Genomic DNA, 17,787 nt, shown 5'->3' with positions numbered 1-17,787 from the left:
GAGACTGACTATGGAAAACATTCAAACACTTATCGCCCAGTATCCTTTAGTGGAAGATCTGGTTGCTCTCAAGGAGACAACCTGGTTTAACCCTGGCACCACCTCTCTTGCGGAAGGTTTACCGTATGTTGGCCTGACTGAACACGATGTTCAGGATGCTCACGCCCGTCTGACGCGCTTTGCGCCGTACCTGGCAAAGGCATTCCCGGAAACCGCGGCCACCGGCGGCATTATTGAATCTGAGCTGGCCGCGATTCCGGCCATGCAAAAGCGGCTGGAGAAAGAGTACGGGCAGCGCATCAATGGTGAAATTCTGCTGAAGAAAGACAGTCACCTGCCAATTTCTGGCTCGATTAAAGCCCGTGGTGGCATTTATGAAGTACTGACCCACGCGGAAAAACTGGCGCTGGAAGCCGGTCTGCTGACCACACAAGACGATTACAGCGTTCTGCTTTCGCCCGAATTCAAACAGTTCTTTAGCCAGTACAGCATCGCAGTAGGCTCCACCGGTAATCTCGGCATGTCGATTGGCATTATGAGCGCCCGTATCGGCTTTAAGGTGACGGTGCATATGTCGGCCGACGCCCGCGCATGGAAAAAAGCCAAACTGCGCAGTCACGGTGTGACGGTCGTGGAGTATGAAGAAGATTACGGCGTGGCGGTTGAACAGGGCCGTAAGGCGGCGGAGTCCGATCCAAACTGCTTCTTTATCGATGATGAAAATTCCCGCACGCTGTTTTTAGGCTATGCGGTGGCCGGACAGCGCTTAAAGGCGCAGTTTGCCCAGCAGGGGCGCGTGGTGGATGCAGACCATCCACTGTTTGTTTACCTACCATGCGGCGTCGGCGGTGGCCCTGGCGGCGTGGCGTTTGGCCTGAAGCTGGCGTTTGGCGATAACGTGCACTGCTTCTTCGCAGAACCAACCCATTCACCGTGCATGCTGCTGGGGATTTATACCGGACTGCACGATACGATTTCCGTGCAGGATATTGGCATCGACAACCTGACGGCGGCTGATGGGCTGGCTGTCGGCCGTGCGTCTGGCTTTGTTGGCCGGGCAATGGAACGTCTGCTCGACGGTCTGTACACTCTGGACGATCAGACGATGTACGATATGCTGGGCTGGCTGGCGCAGGAAGAAGGTATTCGCCTCGAACCGTCAGCGCTGGCAGGGATGGCCGGTCCGCAACACGTTTGCGCCTCTGCTGACTATCAGCACATGCACGGCTTCAGCGCGGATCAGCTCAATAACGCCACCCACCTGGTGTGGGCGACCGGCGGTGGAATGGTCCCGGAAGATGAAATGGCGCAGTATCTGGCCAAAGGACGTTAAATACAGCTGAGCTTAACGCAGCATCGCCATCAGCTCCATCGGTGAGCGATGCTGCTTAAGCAGGTCACGCATCACGCGCATATGCGGCGCGGTATGGCTGAAGAAAGCCTGATAGCCTGCACACAGCACGCCCTTTCCATTTTCCTCGCAGTACGCAGGACAATCACCGTGGTAATATTGAAACAATGAGCATGTCTGGCAACGCGTATTCATTGATGACATGGTCTGTCGTTCAATCTGTGCCGTCAGACCACACCACTGGCGAAGCGTTTTATCGAAAAGCTGGATAGATATCTGATTAATATCTTCACGTACCCAGATATCAAATATCGTAATTAAAAATCGGCCCCATGCCTCAGACGTAACCGATTCGTCTGTCAGATGACCTGAACCATCGTGCTTAACCAGCGGAATAAATTGTACCAGGCGAACATTTCCTTGTTGCAAACCACGGTACACTTCAACCGGTTGTAAACACTTCTGATGGTCAATCACCACGTTTAAAACATCATCACTAACATCCATGTTCTCACATCCTGTCATGCAAAATTCCCGATAAATACGATAAGTTGGCGAACATGCGTTACAGCAAACAGCATTGCGAGGGATAACACCGCGAGGGAGATCATAAATTTGTCACGCACCGCGCGAGATTCAGAAAAATCGCTATGACTCACATCCATCAGATTACGGCTGCGGGTGTAGTGCCAGAGGATAATCGCCACTATCGCCAGCACAACTACCGATATCCAGAACAACACTCCCGCCTGGTGCCAGTTGTGCTTAATCGCCAGCGCCATTAACGCGCCATAGCCCAACAACGTGCGAAACCAGGCCAGTGAAGTCCGCTCCGGTTGTAACCCCGGGTCAGCGATGCGTCGGGATTTGCGGCTATCCGGCATACAGCACCAGCGTCATGACAATCACCGCCACAATAGTCAGCATGACGCTGATAATCAGCAGGCTGTGGGTGTAGGGCAAGTCCTCTTTCAGTCGCATCGCCTTTTCGTTACGTAGCCAGCGCAGGTAGCCGTAGATCGCCAGACCGCCGGCAAACAGACACAGCAACAAGGCAAGCGCCTCACGGATGACCGGCGTGGCAAAATCCGGGGCCAGTTGATCAAGGCCAACCCCCGCCGCCAGAAATCCGAGCGCGGTGCGGATCCACGCCAGAAAAGTACGCTCATTTGCCAGCGAGAAGCGATAATCCGGTGCTTCTCCAAGGCGAGAAATCTTCATGACAGCTCCTTAAATATTGTTGTCTGGTCGTTATACCGGAACAGTTAAGGAGTATGAACCTGATTCTCAAACGAGAGGGCGAGTCGGGTGATGAGACAATGGGAAAGAGAGAGGGTGTTTGTAATGCCGGATGGAGAGTTGCGTTTTATCCGGCCTACAGGAGATGCAGGCCGGATAAGTCAGTTTTAACCTAATCCCCAGAAGAGCACCGCCAACAGTTGCGGGGTGATAATCCTCAAGAACATGACCAGCGGATAAACGGTTGCGTAGGAGAGCGCAGCCGCCCCGCTGGTGGCATGCAGGTTATTAGCAAACGCCAGAGCCGGGGGATCGGTCATTGAGCCAGCCAACATGCCGCACAGCGTCAGATAGTTCATTTTGGCAAAGATTCGCGCCAGCAAGCCCACGGTAATGAGCGGAATCGCGGTAATGAAAATACCGTAGCCCACCCAGCTCAGACCATCTCCCTGTGTTAGGGTATCGACAAAATCACCGCCTGACTTCAGTCCCACCACTGCAAGAAACAGCACGATACCCAACTCTCGCAACGCCAGGTTAGCGCTGGGAGGCATAAACCAGTACAGCTTACCGATGCTACCAATACGCCCCAGGATCAGGGCCATAATCAGCGGTCCACCGGCCAGACCCAGTTTTAACGCCACCGGGAACCCCGGGATGAATAGCGGGATTGAACCCAGTAGAACCCCCAGCCCGATACCGATAAATACCGGCAGCATCTGCACCTGCTGCAGTTTTTGCTGCGCGTTACCCACAACATTGGCAACGGCATCAATGGACGAAGGACGTCCCACCAGATTGAGGATATCCCCGAATTGCAGGCTGGCGTCACTGCTGGCTACCAGCTCAACACCCGCACGGTTCAGGCGGGAAATCACCACGTCGTAACGTTCTTTAAAGTGCAGGTCGCGGATACGTTTACCCAGCACCTGCTCGTTGGTCACCACAACGCGTTCTACGCGTAAATCGGTACCTCGCGTAGACAGCGATGTGTCTACCTCCTGCCCAATCACCACCTGCGCGTTATGCAGGTCAGCTGGCTGCCCGACCAGGTGTAGTAGGTCGCCCATCTGTATAACCGTCCCTGGCGACGGCACCATCAATGTCTCGTCACGTTTCAGACGCGAGCAGATGATTTTGTCGCTGTTCAGAATCGGGACATCCTGAATCGCCATATTGTTGATGTTTGGGTTTTCCACGCGGATGTTCATCGTCTGAATCAGTGCGTGCCCGTTGGTCAGCGTGGATTCATGCTGCTGGGCTTCAGCATCGACGTTAACGCGGAAAATAAGGCGCATCAGCCACATGGTCAGTAAAATTCCGCAGATGCCGAAAGGATAAGCCATGGCATAGCTCATCCCCATCTGGTCAACCACATCGCCAGGCGTACCTAAATCGCGCAGAATTTGCTGCCCCGCACCTAACGCCGGGGTATTGGTGACCGCTCCAGAGAATATTCCCAGCACCACAGGGAGAGGAATGGCAAAAATCTTATGCAGGATCGCGGTGACCAGGCCACCCATGATGACAATCAGCACAGCAAACAGATTCAGCCGCAGGCCCGAAACGCGCAGAGAAGCAAAAAAGCCCGGCCCCACCTGAATACCAATGGTGTAGACGAAAAGAATCAGGCCAAATTCCTGAATAAAATGCAGCATGTCGCCGCTCAGGGTCATCCCTGCCTGATCGACAAAATGCCCGACGATAATACCGCCGAACAGCACGCCTCCAATGCCAAAACCCACACCACGTATTTTTATGTTGCCGATCCATAACCCGACAACTGCCACTAATGCCAGAACGCTGACCGTCAATGCTATATCACTCATATCCTGTTCCCTGTGAATAACATCATTAAGTAAATGGATTCTCGCAGAGTACAGTCGCAATGTATGGGTGGTAAAGCACAAAAAAGCCCCGTCATTTCTGGCGGGGCAAAGGCATGGAGCTATTTAACTATCTAATGCAGAACGTTCGCTGATGGCGATACGTTGTGGAGCAATGGTTTCAGGTTCATTCCGGGTCAAATCAATATGCAGCAAGCCGTTAGTGAAGCTTGCGCCGGAGACCTCCATATTTTCAGCCAGCGTAAAGCTCAGGCTGAACGGCTGAGTGACCAGCCCCTGATGCAACCATTTGGTCTCTTTTTCCGGCTGCTGCGGCGTACCTTTCACGGTCAGGCGCGTGCCTTCCAGTTGAATATCCAGATCTTCCTGGCGGAAACCGGCTAACGCAAGGGTAATGCGGTAGTGGTTATCATCGCTCTTTTCGATGTTATAAGGCGGGAAGCTCTGGCTTTCACCGGTGTTTTGCAAGGCATTGGCCAGTTTGTCAAAACCGATCCATTGACGCAGCAGTGGGGATAAATCGTAGTTACGCATAATAATCTCCTTCTAAGAAGCGAGCAGGTACCTTTCGGCTCCCTGACGGCAAGCCGATGACTTAGCAAGGCCGCCTGAAGCGGCCTACAGAATTAGTTGATTTCGATGCGGCGCGGTTTGTTCGCTTCAGGAATCACGCGCTCAAGATCGATATACAGCAGACCATTTACCAGGTTTGCGCCGCGAACATGAATGTTCTCCGCTAACTGGAACTTGCGTTCAAAGTTGCGCTCGGCAATACCCTGATACAGGTAAGTACGTTCTTTTTGATCGTCCGCATGGGCGCCTTTTACCACCAGCAGATTGTCCTGGGCAGTAATTTCCAGTTCGCTTTCAGCAAAACCGGCAACAGCAATTGCAATGCGGTAATGGTTTTCGTCTACCAGCTCAACGTTGTACGGAGGGTAGCCGCCATTGCTCTGGCCCTGATTGTTTTCCAGCAGGTTAAACAGACGGTCAAAACCAATAGCAGAACGGTACAGCGGGGATAAATCAAAGTTACGCATAATCAATAGCTCCTGAAATCAGCGAGAATAATTGACCTTCCATCATGGACAGGTCAGGTAGCCAGGACACCCATCAGGCATGCCCTTCATTTGTCTACACTCTAAAAATGGGTCTTAATACAAACTTTTCAAGCGTATTCATCTCACTTTTTTTGCAGTTTGTTGTCTATTGCATACACTGGGGGGAGCAGTTGTTCTCGTGAAATCGCGATGGCCGCCACAGTGCGACGAAATGGTGATGTTATTTTCGCAACGGATCGCTTTAACTCACCATGCAAACACGATAAATACAGATGAATAAATGATGATTAAAAAAATGTTGGTAACACTGACGATGTGTAGTGGGATGGCGTTTGTAAGCGGTTGTTCCAGCATCATGTCGCATACAGGTGGTAAAGAAGGGACGTATCCTGGCACGCGAGCCAGTGCCACAATGATTAGCGAAAGTGATACAAACTGGGGAACCAAGTCGCTGGCGATTCTGGATATGCCTTTTACCGCGGTGCTCGATACGGTATTGCTACCTTGGGATCTCTTTCGCAAAGATAACTCGGTGAGATCCCGCGTAGAAAAGAGCGAGGAGAGAACTCAGGCCACGAACGCCGTTATTCCCCCGGCAGAAATGTCTGCTCCATAAATTAACGCCCGGTTTCAGTCACCCACAGCTGGCGGAAACCCTCGACGTCTTCCATCCACGCAACCTGTCGACCATCAGGGGAGAAGACGATCGCATCGGCCGACGGCGGGTTATCATGACGTTCCGTTAAAAAATCAATCTCGCCCGTTTGAACATCACAACAGGCAATTCTGTTCTCCAGTACAAATCCCAGCCATTTCCCCGATGGGTGCCAGTTAAAGGCTGACTGAATATTCGTAGCGCACTGGGTAAGCTGACGCAGCGATCCACCCTGTGGGGAAATCAGCCATAGCTGTACAATACCGTTGTCATCACGCATTAAAAACGCAATCTCAGATGCCTTTGGATTACTGCGTACCCAGTGGCGAGGCTGATTCACCAGCCCCGGGAAGGCGCGCTCATGGGTAAACGTCAGACGGCGTTGGCGAATACCGGATGGTGGCGCAGGCATGGTCACGTCAGTCCCCTCCAGAGGCGCGTCCCCCGGCTGTTTCCAGCCGCTTTCATCCTGTGGCAAATCAACAATAAACAGCTCAGGTACTTTCTCGCCAGTGGCTGATAGCGTATCACCGATAAACGCCAACCTGTTTTCTCCAACCCAGCCCTCTTCATAGGCGCGGTTAATCTCATCGCTACCCGGTTTTGGCGTTGGTGTCGTCTGGCTCACCAGCACGCACCAATGGCTGCCACTGTATTCACGCGGATGCTGCGCGGAGACCTTCACCGGACCATACGGTGCAGCCACGCCGACGTTGCGTAAATCGAGCGCCGGAGAGCGCTCATGCAGTACATGGTCGTTATAGGTGAAACTGACAAACTCACCGTTCGGGCTAAAGACATGCACATGACTCCCGCCGCGCAGCGCACCTGGCGTATAGGGCGCAGTAATATCCATTGCATCCAGATTCTCCACCCCAGCCTGCGTAACAATCACCCCACGACGATGATGGAAGTCGTAATGCCATGTTTCATCAGGATTTTCAGGCCCGTGAATGAATACATATTTTTCCAACTTTGGATGAACGGTCACCACGCCAACGTGCGATCCCTGAGTAGCCCGGTAAATCACCTCCAGCTCGCCAGTATGGATATTGACGCGCTCAATTGCTTCACCGGTAAAGGAAGCGCCGGAAGGGCGCACATCAAAGACCAGCCACTGGCTGTCCGATGTCCAGGTGTTGATATTGGTAAGCTGATGATTACGCGGCGTAAAGGTGATTTGCTTCATGAGATGCCCTGATACAAGACGATTAAAACAATCATACTTCACAAGCACTTCACTTTCAGGCTTTAGCGTATCGCCATCTTCATTTTTGCGGACAGAAAGATGGAACATTTTGACGTAGCGATTATCGGTTTAGGTCCGGCAGGCGCAGCGCTGGCGCGACAGTTGAGCGGAAAAATGCGCGTGATTGCGTTGGATAAAAAACGCCAGTGCAGCAACGAAGGTTTCACTAAACCCTGCGGCGGTCTGCTGGCCCCGGACGCCCAGCGTTCGTTTATCCGCGACGGGATAACCTTACCCGTTGATGTTATCGCCAACCCGCAGATTTTTAGCGTTAAAACGGTTGATGTTGCCGCTTCTTTGACGCGTAACTACCAACGCAGCTACATTAATATCAACCGCCATGCTTTTGATTTATGGCTTAAATCTCTCATCCCTGATGATGTGCAGGTGTATCACGACAGCCTGTGCCGGAAAATCTGGCGCGAGGGCGATAAATGGCATGTTATCTTCCGCGCCGACGGTTGGGAGCAGCAGATAACTGCACGTTATCTGGTGGGGGCAGACGGCGCGAATTCACTGGTGCGCCGTCATCTCTATCCACAGCACCAAATCCGTAAATATGTCGCTATTCAACAATGGTTTGCGGAAAAGCATCCCGTACCGTTCTATTCCTGTATTTTTGATAACGATGCAACTGACTGTTATTCCTGGAGTATCAGCAAAGATGGCTATTTTATCTTTGGTGGTGCCTACCCCATGAAGGACGGACAGGCACGCTTTGACGCGCTGAAAGAGAAGCTGGAAGCGTTCCATTTCCAGTTCAGCAAACCGGTGAAAAGTGAAAAATGTACGGTGCTATTCCCCTCACGCTGGAAAGACTTCGTCTGCGGCGAGGACAACGCATTTTTGATTGGTGAAGCGGCCGGTTTTATCAGCGCCAGCTCGCTGGAAGGGATTAGCTATGCGCTGGACAGCGCGGAGATCCTCAAATCGGTACTGCTGCGGGATACACCAGATATGAATCACGCTTACCGTAAAGCCACCCACAAGTTACGTCTCAAACTGTATGGCAAAATCCTGAAAAGCCGGGCCCTGACGTCGGCATTTTCCCGTAAATGGATTATGCGCAGCGGCGTTGCGCATATTCCCTTGGCAAAATCAGAAAACCGCCCGCCAGTGAAAGAAAAACGTGAGAGAAAACGTAGTAAGGCAATGACATTGTGGCGCGTTTTCTTAAGGGACTGAGTTCACCTCGCTGTCACGGCCTTGTGCCACTGTAGCCAGCGCGGGAAAGTTGGCGGCGGTGTACCAGGAACCAGGCGTAGGCAGTCGCTCCATTGTACGGCCAGGCCAAAGTTCGAGTTGTGCCAACGCATCAAGGGAATATTCTCGCCAGTGATGTGGCAACATCAGTCTCAATGGCGAGGCTTGTTCACCCGGTACCGGCGTCGGTAAACGCGAGTCACTCACATCATAGTTTCTGTGCAGAACCAAATATTTCTCTGGTACCCGACGCTGGCTGTTCCACCATTTGCCATCCAGCATATCAAACTGAAAGCGGGTGATTTTTTCCGGTTTTGCCCCCAATTGCATCAACGCCTGGCGCAGCGAGTTGTTCATCGCCGCATCGTACATTTCCGTTGTTGCCAGTTGCCCATTGAGGATCAGCGATACCGCAATTCTGGCACCCAACAAATTTGAGTAGAGATCTTCCGGGGAAAATGCAGAAACCTCCTCCGAAAATCCTGGAACAGACTCAAAACCATACCATTGCGCAATTTCATGCCAGGCAGCGAGCTGAAACGCCAGATGCGCGGCCATCCATGCCGCCAGCGCGTAACGATCAGCAGGCTCTGTGGGAGGTGTGAAAGCGTTAAATACGACATGCCGTTGCGCAAGCTCATCATCCAGACGCAGCGTAAATGATTGACCAAGTCGTGGAAGAAGCTGGCTAAAGAGCCAGGCCGTCATGTCTGCGGTATCACGGACATGTGCGGTATCAATGAAGCCACCGCGAGCGGTATACACTATGCCGTTATTCTCATGCCCGATCCCTGCCAGATTCGCTAGCCCTAACAGTAGGCTATCGTTATAGCGGTGCTCGCCGATGCTATCGATCGTGACAACATTATCAAGTTCATAAAATGGCACCGGCATATGCAGTACCTGTGCGTGCAGGTCGTAGCCAAACGCGCAGCACGGACGTAATCCCTGAGGTGCAGGGAGGGGCGAAACTACCGACCAAGCAGTACCCTGGGCCTTATCCTCTGTAGAAACGAGCTGCAAAGTTACAGGTATTGCCGCACGGGCTATCGCCGTTGCCAGCCATAAGAGCGCTATTAACACCACCTTATTGATCAAAATGCCTCTCCAACCTGAAAATAAAAACCGCTGCTCCCTTTGCCAATCCCATAATCAAGACGCACATTCACCCGGGGCTTAAATTCAAAGCGGTAGCCCACACCGGCGGACGGTAACCAGCGTCCATCGTCCAGCGCATGAAAAGAGGGTCCCATCGTGCCCGCACCGAGCCAACCAACCACACCATGCCGCCAGTCAAGTTTCCGCCGATACTCCAGTTGCCCGCTGACGGCGTTTTTATCCCGGTAGCGCCCTTCGTAATAACCGCGCATACGCTGATTGCTGCCAAGCAGCGGCATCATGCTCCACGGCACATCGCCATGGGTAAACGCGCCGTCCATCTCCCAGGCAAGCACATTGTTCTCGTCCAGCGAGTGATAGCGGCTGTAGTGCAGTTGATATTCATCAAATCGCGTATCGCTTCCCACCTCTGGTGTGAATCGGGTATAGCGCACATCGGCATACTGTCCTTTACGCGGGTTGGGAACGAAATCACGATCGTCCCAGCTGAGTTCGACACTACTTCCGGAGCTGAGAACCGACGCCCCCTGCCCGGTATGCTCAATGTTGGGCGGATCGTTATCGTCCATTTGGGTAGCGTGCTGGGCGTTCAGCGACCAGCCAAGCCCCAGATAAACATTGGGTGCCAACTGGCGATACAACGTTGGACGCAACTCCAGAACCTGAGCGGTGTATTGCTGTTTTTGGTTATCTTTATCCCCAGTGCTAAAACCTTGCCCCCAGTAGTAGGTTGGAGTATCCGTTAATGCGCCATTGAGAAAAAATCGCCACCGATCGTCGGCAAAAAATGCGTAATTTTGCATCGTGATACCGAATGCGCCAGTTGAGCTAAAATAGCCGCTGAGCGTCAGCGTCGAGTTTTGGCTTACCGTATCATTCGGGTCAGGGCGATACATCCCCACCACCGCTGTACCGATCCCTAACCCCAGCTCCGGGGTATAAAACGGTCCCGGCATTACGCCCCAGTCAATGCCTTTGCTGGCGTCAAAGCTATCACTGGCACCCAACTTATTTAGCCAACCGTCAACTTCGCCTCGGCTCGGCAACGCTGCCCGCACTGTACAGGAGAGCATGTTGAACAGCAGGAAGAGGGTAAGACGGCTCAAAAGCGATACTCTCCCGCCATGAAGAAACTGTTACGTTCAGCAAAGCCGATTTCGGTCGTGACGTTGAAGTTCCGGGTAATTTCATACTGTGCGCCCACCAGCACGTTCCAGGGGGATTGCAGATGCTGTTTAACGTCAAAGCGACCATTACCGTCTTTGTTGGCAATATCAACGAGTCTTTGCAGCGTTTCAGACGGCATGGTGAGGTCGTTAAGGCTACCGCTAAATTCTTGCTGCACGTCCTGGTACATACTGCCAACCCATAGATTCAACTTTCCGGATGGCAGGTGCAGCGCATCCACACTGGGGGTGGTAAAGCGATATCCGATGCGCGGAGAAAGAGTTAAGGCGTCAATACTCCCATCCAGAATATCGAACCGCGTCTGGGTGTAGTTGGCATCAAAAGCAGTAAACCAGTTGCCTACACCGCCGACCAACGTCGTCCCTACGCCGTAGGTGGTGCCTTTAAAATCGAGCTGAAACGCCAGATTCTGCAAACTGCTTGGTGTGCGGTCTTTAAGGGGGCCTTTTATCCCGACGCCTATTTGCGAAACGGAGTGGCCATCGGTATAGCCAATCAAGCCATAGACATTCATAAACGGCAGCAGCCAGGCATCCAGCTTCAGCGTTTCGGTTTTACTGCGTTCACGCGTATTGCCGACGCTAATTTTAAACGCGTTATCCAGTGAGCGGCCACCGAGGGAAAGACCGTTGAAGTTAATACTATCCACATTAATATTTTGTCGGATATTCATGTAGTTAATATTCACGCCAAACGGTGCCGGTAGTTCATATCCGCGCTTACGCGCTTCATCGCCTAAAAAGGGCAAAATGGTGTGGTTTTCGGCAGGTTTAACAGTCGTTTTTTCCGGTACAGGCGCAGACAGACCGTCATCCTGATAGCCAAAGAGAGGTGTAATAGTTGAGCTGGAATCCGTCGCGGCACTGGCATGAAAAACCAGACAGGAAGACGTTATCAACACCACGCGGATGCTTGTGTTTGTCATAAGAAAGTTTAGTAGCAGGCAGGAATTGCCCAGATATAAAAGAAGAAGGGAGAGTATAGAAGTTACGTACTATGTGGAGGTATTAATGTGCGGTTTCACATCTGATAATATAAATATATGTTTTATAACATCTTAATGTTATTGCCCAGCCGAGGCCAGGCATAATACGCATCAGGAAAGGACGTATTTCTCTATCGCCCAGGCGACGCCATCTTCAAGGTTAGATTTCGTTACGAAGTTGGCGATTTCTTTGACTGATGGAATAGCGTTATCCATAGCAACGCCCACCCCTGCGTATTCAATCATCGCGATGTCGTTTTCCTGATCGCCAATCGCCATCACCTCTTCGGCTTTAATGCCTAACGCATCAGCCAGCGATTTTACGCCCGTCCCTTTATTGACGCGTTTATCGAGGATTTCGAGGAAATACGGCGCACTTTTCAGCACGGTGTACTTCTCTTTTACTTCCGCAGGTAGACGAGAGATAGCTTTATCGAGGATCTCCGGCTCGTCAATCATCATCACTTTCAGGAACTGGGTTGCAGGATCCATTTTCTCGGCTTCACAAAACACCAGCGGAATGGTCGCGACAAACGATTCGTGCACCGTGTAGTAGCTGATATCACGGTTCGCGGTATACAGCGTATTGCGATCGAGGGCGTGGAAATGCGAGCCAACTTCCCGGGAGAGCTGCTCCAGGTAACGATAATCATCATAGCTCAGCGCGGTTTGCGCCACGGTACTGCCATCCCCTGCTTTCTGCACCAGCGCACCGTTGTAGGTAATGCAGTAGTCACCGGGTTGTTCCATATGTAATTCTTTCAGATAGCTGTGAACGCCGGCATACGGGCGTCCCGTGGTCAGCACCACATTCACGCCACGCGCGCGTGCCGCGGCAATCGCCGTTTTGACCGCTGGTGAAATGGTGTGATCGGGCAGCAGAAGTGTGCCATCCATGTCGATAGCAATAAGTTTGATAGCCATGAGTTCCCCGGATTAAATGAGTCCGTCCTCATGCTAACGCGATTCCGCTCAAAAAACAGCTACGAAAAGGGGGATAGAAAGGGGAATCGAGATTCCCCTTTTTGTAGATTGGTTGTCGTTTGTAGGTCTGATAAGCAACGCGCCATCAGGCACAATACAACGTCTTGCCGGATGGCGGCGTAAACCGCCTTATCCGGCCTACAGATTGGCTTAAATATCGATGTTCGCCGCTTTCAGGGCGTTTTCTTCGATAAATGCGCGACGCGGTTCAACGGCATCGCCCATCAGCGTGGTGAACAGCTGGTCGGCAGCAATCGCATCCTTCACGGTAACGCGCAGCATACGACGGCTTTCCGGATCCATGGTGGTTTCCCACAGCTGTTCCGGGTTCATCTCGCCAAGACCTTTATAACGCTGGATAGCGAGGCCACGACGAGACTCTTTTTGCAGCCATTCCAGCGCCTGCTCAAAGCTGGCAACCGGCTGGCGACGCTCGCCACGTTCGATAAACGCATCGTCTTCGATCAGCCCACGCAGCTTCTCGCCAAGCGTACAAATACGATGGTACTCGCCACCGGTCACAAATTCATGTTCCAATGGATAGTCAGTATCGACACCGTGGGTACGCACCCGGATCACCGGTTCGAACAGGTTCAGTTCAGCGTCTTTACGCACGAAGCTATTCCAGGTGCTGCCGTGCATTTCGTTTTCATTAAGCACGTTAACCAACTGGGAAACCCAGGCCGTAACTTTCGCTTCATCAGCCAGATCGGCTTCTGGCAGCGTCGGTTGATAAACCAGCTCTTTCAGCAGCGCTTTCGGGAAACGACGTTCCATACGGCCAATCATTTTCTGCGTCGCGTTGTATTCAGAAACCAGTTTCTCTAACGACTCACCGGAAAGGGCTGGTGCGCTGGCGTTGGTGTGCAGCGTTGCGCCATCCAGAGCGATAGAGATCTGATACTGATCCATCGCTTCGTCATCTTTAATGTACTGTTCCTGCTTGCCTTTTTTCACTTTGTACAGCGGTGGCTGTGCAATGTAAACGTGGCCGCGTTCAACGATTTCCGGCATTTGACGATAGAAGAAGGTCAACAGCAGCGTACGAATGTGCGAGCCATCGACGTCGGCATCGGTCATGATGATGATGCTGTGATAACGCAGTTTGTCCGGGTTGTACTCGTCACGACCGATGCCACAGCCGAGCGCGGTGATCAGCGTCGCGACTTCCTGAGAGGAGAGCATCTTGTCAAAGCGCGCTTTCTCGACGTTGAGGATTTTACCCTTCAGCGGCAGAATCGCCTGGTTTTTACGGTTACGGCCCTGCTTGGCAGAACCGCCCGCGGAGTCCCCTTCCACAAGGTACAGTTCGGACAGCGCCGGGTCACGTTCCTGACAGTCCGCCAGCTTGCCCGGCAGACCCGCTAAGTCGAGCGCGCCTTTACGACGGGTCATTTCACGCGCACGACGTGCAGCTTCACGAGCACGCGCAGCATCAATAATTTTGCCGACAACGATTTTCGCGTCAGACGGGTTTTCCAGCAGATATTCGCTCAGCAGTTCGTTCATCTGCTGTTCTACCGCCGATTTCACCTCAGAGGAGACCAGCTTGTCTTTGGTCTGTGAGGAGAACTTCGGATCCGGTACTTTCACGGAAACAACGGCAATCAGGCCTTCACGGGCATCGTCACCAGTAGCACTGACTTTCGCTTTTTTGCTGTAGCCTTCTTTGTCCATGTAGGCGTTCAGGGTACGGGTCATCGCCGCACGGAAGCCTGCAAGGTGAGTACCGCCGTCACGCTGTGGAATGTTGTTGGTGAAGCAGTAGATGTTTTCCTGGAAACCATCGTTCCACTGCAGCGCAACTTCAACGCCGATACCGTCTTTTTCGGTGGAGAAGTAGAAGATATTCGGGTGGATCGGCGTTTTGTTTTTGTTGAGGTATTCAACAAACGCCTTGATGCCACCTTCGTAGTGGAAATGGTCTTCTTTGCCGTCACGCTTGTCACGCAGACGAATAGAGACGCCGGAGTTCAGGAATGACAGCTCACGCAGACGTTTCGCCAGAATGTCGTATTCAAATTCAACAACATTGGTAAAGGTTTCGTGGCTTGGCCAGAAACGGACCTGAGTCCCGGTCAATTCTGTTTCGCCGGTTACTGCCAGCGGCGCCTGCGGCACACCGTGCACGTAAGTTTGCTGATGCACTTTGCCTTCACGACGAATCACCAGTTCCAGCTTCTGTGACAGGGCGTTAACGACGGAAACACCCACGCCGTGCAGACCGCCGGAAACTTTATAGGAGTTATCATCGAATTTACCGCCTGCGTGCAAAACGGTCATGATAACTTCCGCTGCCGAAACACCCTCTTCCGGGTGAATACCGGTTGGGATACCACGGCCATCATCGGTAACGGACACGGAGTTGTCAGCGTGAATCGTTACCACGATATCTTTACAGTGACCCGCGAGCGCTTCGTCGATAGCGTTATCTACCACCTCGAATACCATGTGGTGCAGACCGGTGCCGTCATCCGTGTCGCCGATATACATACCCGGGCGCTTACGCACCGCATCCAGTCCTTTCAGGACTTTGATACTGGAGGAGTCATAAGAATTCGACATCAACGTTTCTCGCTCATTTTATCTTGGGTTAATCCGTTATTTTACCCTTTTCCACGGTAAACATCTTCGAATTTTCATCGGACATGTCTATAACGTGTTCAGCGCTTATTGCGCTGACAAAGACCTGAGATTGCGTGGCTTTTAAGCGGCTGGCCAGCAGTCCGCGACGCGCGTCATCCAGTTCAGAGGCAAAATCATCTATCAGGTACAGGCAGCGCCGCCCGCTTTCACGGGTCAGGAACTCCCCTTGCGCCAGACGTAAGGCGCACATCAGCAGCTTTAGCTGCCCACGCGACAACGTATCTTCCACCGGCGCACCGTCGGCGCGAATGCGGAAATCCGCCTTATGCGGGCCGTGCGCAGTGTAGGTCAACATGCGATCGCGTTCAAAACTGCGTTCCAGCACTTCGGCATAATCAGTCTCTTTCTCCCAGCCGCGCTGGAATGAGAAGGAGAGCGAAAACTCGGGAAGAAACTGCTGGCAGGTATCCGCCATATCCTGCGCGATACCGGCGCTGTACTCCGCGCGCCAGGTGCTGATTTGTTCCGCCAGTGGGATCAGTTCTTTATCCCACGGGCGCAGTTGCTCATAACGGCTCACCTGGCGCAGTGCTGCATTGCGCTGCTTGAGCAGTCGCTTCAGGTTGCTCCAGGCGGTGAAAAATCCGACTTCATTGTGAAAGCATCCCCAGTCAAGGAATGCTCTTCTGTATTTGGGGCCGCCGTTGAGTAAAGTAAACCCCTCAGGCGTGATCAGCTGCATCGGCATCAGGTGCGCCAGTTCTGCGACCTTGTGCCCGTCAGTGCCGTCAATGCGCACTTTGCTGTCGCCCAGTTTGTCTTTCGTCAGGCCAATCGACGTCTCACGTTCTTCACCCTGCAAACGCCCGTGTAAAACAAACGACTCCTGCTCGTGGCGAATCACGCGGCCAATCTGCAAACTGCGAAACGCCCGGCCATGGCCGAGCGTATAGATGGCTTCCAGCACACTGGTTTTGCCGCTGCCGTTCGCGCCAACCAGGAAGTTAAAGCCAGGGGATAAAGCGAGATCCGCATTTTCAATATTGCGGAAATCTTTAATCAGGAGTCGGGATAGCGACATATCAACTCATAACCAGGGCGTTATCGTCGCAGTTAGTCTGGTTACGGCCAGCGCACAGCAACCGGAGCGTACTGAAGTACGTGAGGATTGCGAGCACTGCCCGGAGCCAGAATAACAAGTAAGATAGCCCGATATTCTTTACAAGCGCATAGGCATGACGACATAGGCTGCAGATTGTGACGCTGCATCTTCAATCTGTACGCTCGATACGGAATCGGTCAGCAGAATACGCACGTTCTCGCACTTCAGCGCGTTCAGAACGTCCAGTACGTAACTCACGTTAAAGCCGATTTCCAGTTCTGTACCAGGATAGGAGACATCCAGAATTTCTTCTGCTTCTTCCTGCTCCGGGTTGTTGGCGGTGATTTTGAGCTGGTTTTCGCTGACATACAGACGCACGCCGCGGAATTTCTCGTTCGAGAGGATCGCCGCACGCGCAAACGCCTGTTTGAGGATATCGCAACCGGCTTCCAGATGTTTGTCCGGATTCTTCGGCAATACGCGGCGATAATCCGGGAAACGGCCATCAACCAGCTTAGAGGTGAAGATGAAGTCACCAACGTGCGCACGAATGTTGTTGCTGCCAATCTGCACGCGCAGCGGGTTATCGCCGCCGTCGAGCATACGCATCAGTTCAATCACACCTTTACGCGGTACGATCACCGAATGGCTTGGCAACGGCTGACCAACAGGCATTGAACAAACCGCCAGGCGGTGACCGTCGGTCGCCACGGTACGCAGCTCTTCCCCTTCGGTTTCAAACAGCATGCCGTTTAAGTAGTAACGTACGTCCTGATGCGCCATCGAAAACTGCGTGGCTTCAATCAGGCGCTTCATCGTCGCCTGCGGCAGGGTGAATTCGACTTCGCTCTGCCAGTCATCCAGATTCGGGAAGTCGGCGGCAGGCAGCGTAGACAGCGAGAAACGGCTGCGGCCAGAACGCACCAGCATACGGTCGCCTTCCAGTTGAACGGCAATTTCCGCGCCTTCCGGCAATCCACGGCAAATATCGAAGAATTTACGCGCCGGAACGGTGGTCGCGCCAGGTTCATGAGGCTGGATCAGCGCCACGCGCGCCACCATCTCCATTTCGAGATCGGTACCGGTCAGCGAAAGCGTGCCGTCAGCAACCTGCAGCAGCAGGTTTCCGAGAATAGGCAGTGTAGGACGTCCACCCAGCGGGCCGCTGACCTGCTGAAGCGGTTTTAATAAATGTTCACGTTCAACGGTAAATTTCAT

General features: G+C 52.7%; 17 protein-coding genes and 1 other annotated feature. Of the genes, 3 read left to right on the top strand and 14 right to left on the bottom strand.

Translation table 11 applies throughout. The annotated features are described in order from the left end of the window. Positions 1 to 10: 10 nt before the first annotated feature. Entirely contained in the window at positions 11 to 1,333 is a 1,323-nt protein-coding gene (gene dsdA / locus OGY08_RS09915; RefSeq protein ID WP_003827105.1) for a D-serine ammonia-lyase, read from the top strand. Positions 1,334 to 1,345: 12 nt separating this feature from the next. On the opposite strand, the gene OGY08_RS09910 is transcribed toward dsdA, so the two are convergent. The 6 genes from OGY08_RS09910 to ibpA all read right to left on the bottom strand — a co-directional run bounded on the left by OGY08_RS09910 (position 1,346) and on the right by ibpA (position 5,477). After that, positions 1,346 to 1,858, bottom strand: a complete 513-nt coding sequence (locus OGY08_RS09910) for a radical SAM protein (RefSeq protein WP_003827104.1) — start codon at positions 1,856 to 1,858, stop codon at positions 1,346 to 1,348. A 14-nt stretch (positions 1,859 to 1,872) separates the two neighbouring features. After that, entirely contained in the window at positions 1,873 to 2,235 is a 363-nt protein-coding gene (locus tag OGY08_RS09905; protein ID WP_079934376.1) for a DUF202 domain-containing protein, read from the bottom strand. Continuing rightward, a complete protein-coding gene (locus tag OGY08_RS09900) occupies positions 2,225 to 2,572 on the bottom strand; it encodes a YidH family protein (protein WP_003023888.1) in 348 nt (115 codons plus the stop codon). The genes OGY08_RS09905 and OGY08_RS09900 overlap by 11 nt, the downstream gene beginning before the upstream one ends. Positions 2,573 to 2,757: 185 nt before the next feature. Beyond that, the gene (locus OGY08_RS09895) at positions 2,758 to 4,419 is read right to left on the bottom strand and encodes a putative transporter (protein WP_048237049.1); all 1,662 of its coding nucleotides are present in this window, start codon (positions 4,417 to 4,419) and stop codon (positions 2,758 to 2,760) included. A gap of 123 nt (positions 4,420 to 4,542) precedes the next feature. Further along, entirely contained in the window at positions 4,543 to 4,971 is a 429-nt protein-coding gene (gene ibpB / locus OGY08_RS09890) for a small heat shock chaperone IbpB (protein ID WP_125363076.1), read from the bottom strand. Positions 4,972 to 5,063: 92 nt separating this feature from the next. After that, a complete protein-coding gene (gene ibpA / locus OGY08_RS09885; protein WP_003023882.1) occupies positions 5,064 to 5,477 on the bottom strand; it encodes a small heat shock chaperone IbpA in 414 nt (137 codons plus the stop codon). Next, positions 5,471 to 5,543 (bottom strand) — a sequence feature (ROSE (Repression Of Heat Shock gene Expression) occurs in the 5'-region of heat shock genes and acts as an RNA thermometer to modulate expression.). It overlaps the preceding gene by 7 nt. Positions 5,544 to 5,781: 238 nt before the next feature. Between ibpA and OGY08_RS09880 the strand changes: the two genes are divergently transcribed. Continuing rightward, positions 5,782 to 6,114 (top strand): YceK/YidQ family lipoprotein, encoded by a 333-nt coding sequence (locus OGY08_RS09880; RefSeq protein ID WP_003023879.1) that lies wholly within the window; start codon positions 5,782 to 5,784, stop codon positions 6,112 to 6,114. A gap of 1 nt (position 6,115) precedes the next feature. On the opposite strand, the gene OGY08_RS09875 is transcribed toward OGY08_RS09880, so the two are convergent. Next, entirely contained in the window at positions 6,116 to 7,342 is a 1,227-nt protein-coding gene (locus tag OGY08_RS09875) for a YidR family protein (protein WP_125363077.1), read from the bottom strand. Positions 7,343 to 7,441: 99 nt separating this feature from the next. Here OGY08_RS09875 and cbrA point away from each other — a divergent pair, with 99 nt between their 5' ends. Then, complete coding sequence (cbrA, locus tag OGY08_RS09870) at positions 7,442 to 8,587, top strand: colicin M resistance lipid reductase CbrA (protein ID WP_057067114.1); 1,146 nt, start codon at positions 7,442 to 7,444, stop codon at positions 8,585 to 8,587. On the opposite strand, the gene OGY08_RS09865 is transcribed toward cbrA, so the two are convergent. The 7 genes from OGY08_RS09865 to dnaN all read right to left on the bottom strand — a co-directional run bounded on the left by OGY08_RS09865 (position 8,576) and on the right by dnaN (position 17,787). After that, entirely contained in the window at positions 8,576 to 9,703 is a 1,128-nt protein-coding gene (locus OGY08_RS09865; RefSeq protein WP_100271723.1) for a DUF4056 domain-containing protein, read from the bottom strand. The two genes, cbrA and OGY08_RS09865, sit on opposite strands and share 12 nt — an antisense overlap. Next, complete coding sequence (locus tag OGY08_RS09860; protein WP_502873279.1) at positions 9,700 to 10,830, bottom strand: BamA/TamA family outer membrane protein; 1,131 nt, start codon at positions 10,828 to 10,830, stop codon at positions 9,700 to 9,702. The genes OGY08_RS09865 and OGY08_RS09860 overlap by 4 nt, the downstream gene beginning before the upstream one ends. Then, positions 10,827 to 11,837: a hypothetical protein gene (locus OGY08_RS09855; RefSeq protein ID WP_020996043.1), complete on the bottom strand. Its 1,011-nt coding sequence runs from the start codon at positions 11,835 to 11,837 to the stop codon at positions 10,827 to 10,829. Before OGY08_RS09855 ends, OGY08_RS09860 begins: the two co-directional genes overlap by 4 nt. A 171-nt stretch (positions 11,838 to 12,008) precedes the next feature. Next, positions 12,009 to 12,821: a sugar-phosphatase gene (yidA, locus tag OGY08_RS09850; RefSeq protein ID WP_008786541.1), complete on the bottom strand. Its 813-nt coding sequence runs from the start codon at positions 12,819 to 12,821 to the stop codon at positions 12,009 to 12,011. Positions 12,822 to 13,031: 210 nt separating this feature from the next. Continuing rightward, positions 13,032 to 15,446: a DNA topoisomerase (ATP-hydrolyzing) subunit B gene (gene gyrB, locus OGY08_RS09845; RefSeq protein WP_008786542.1), complete on the bottom strand. Its 2,415-nt coding sequence runs from the start codon at positions 15,444 to 15,446 to the stop codon at positions 13,032 to 13,034. Positions 15,447 to 15,474: 28 nt separating this feature from the next. Continuing rightward, on the bottom strand, positions 15,475 to 16,548 hold the full coding sequence (gene recF / locus OGY08_RS09840; protein WP_008786543.1) for a DNA replication/repair protein RecF: 1,074 nt from the start codon (positions 16,546 to 16,548) through the stop codon (positions 15,475 to 15,477). Positions 16,549 to 16,686: 138 nt separating this feature from the next. Continuing rightward, positions 16,687 to 17,787 (bottom strand): DNA polymerase III subunit beta, encoded by a 1,101-nt coding sequence (dnaN, locus tag OGY08_RS09835; protein WP_003023863.1) that lies wholly within the window; start codon positions 17,785 to 17,787, stop codon positions 16,687 to 16,689.

It is taken from the genome of Citrobacter sp. Cpo069 (assembly GCF_030332785.1).
Classification (GTDB): domain Bacteria; phylum Pseudomonadota; class Gammaproteobacteria; order Enterobacterales; family Enterobacteriaceae; genus Citrobacter; species Citrobacter portucalensis.
This window is presented reverse-complemented; position numbering and strand designations above follow the sequence as displayed.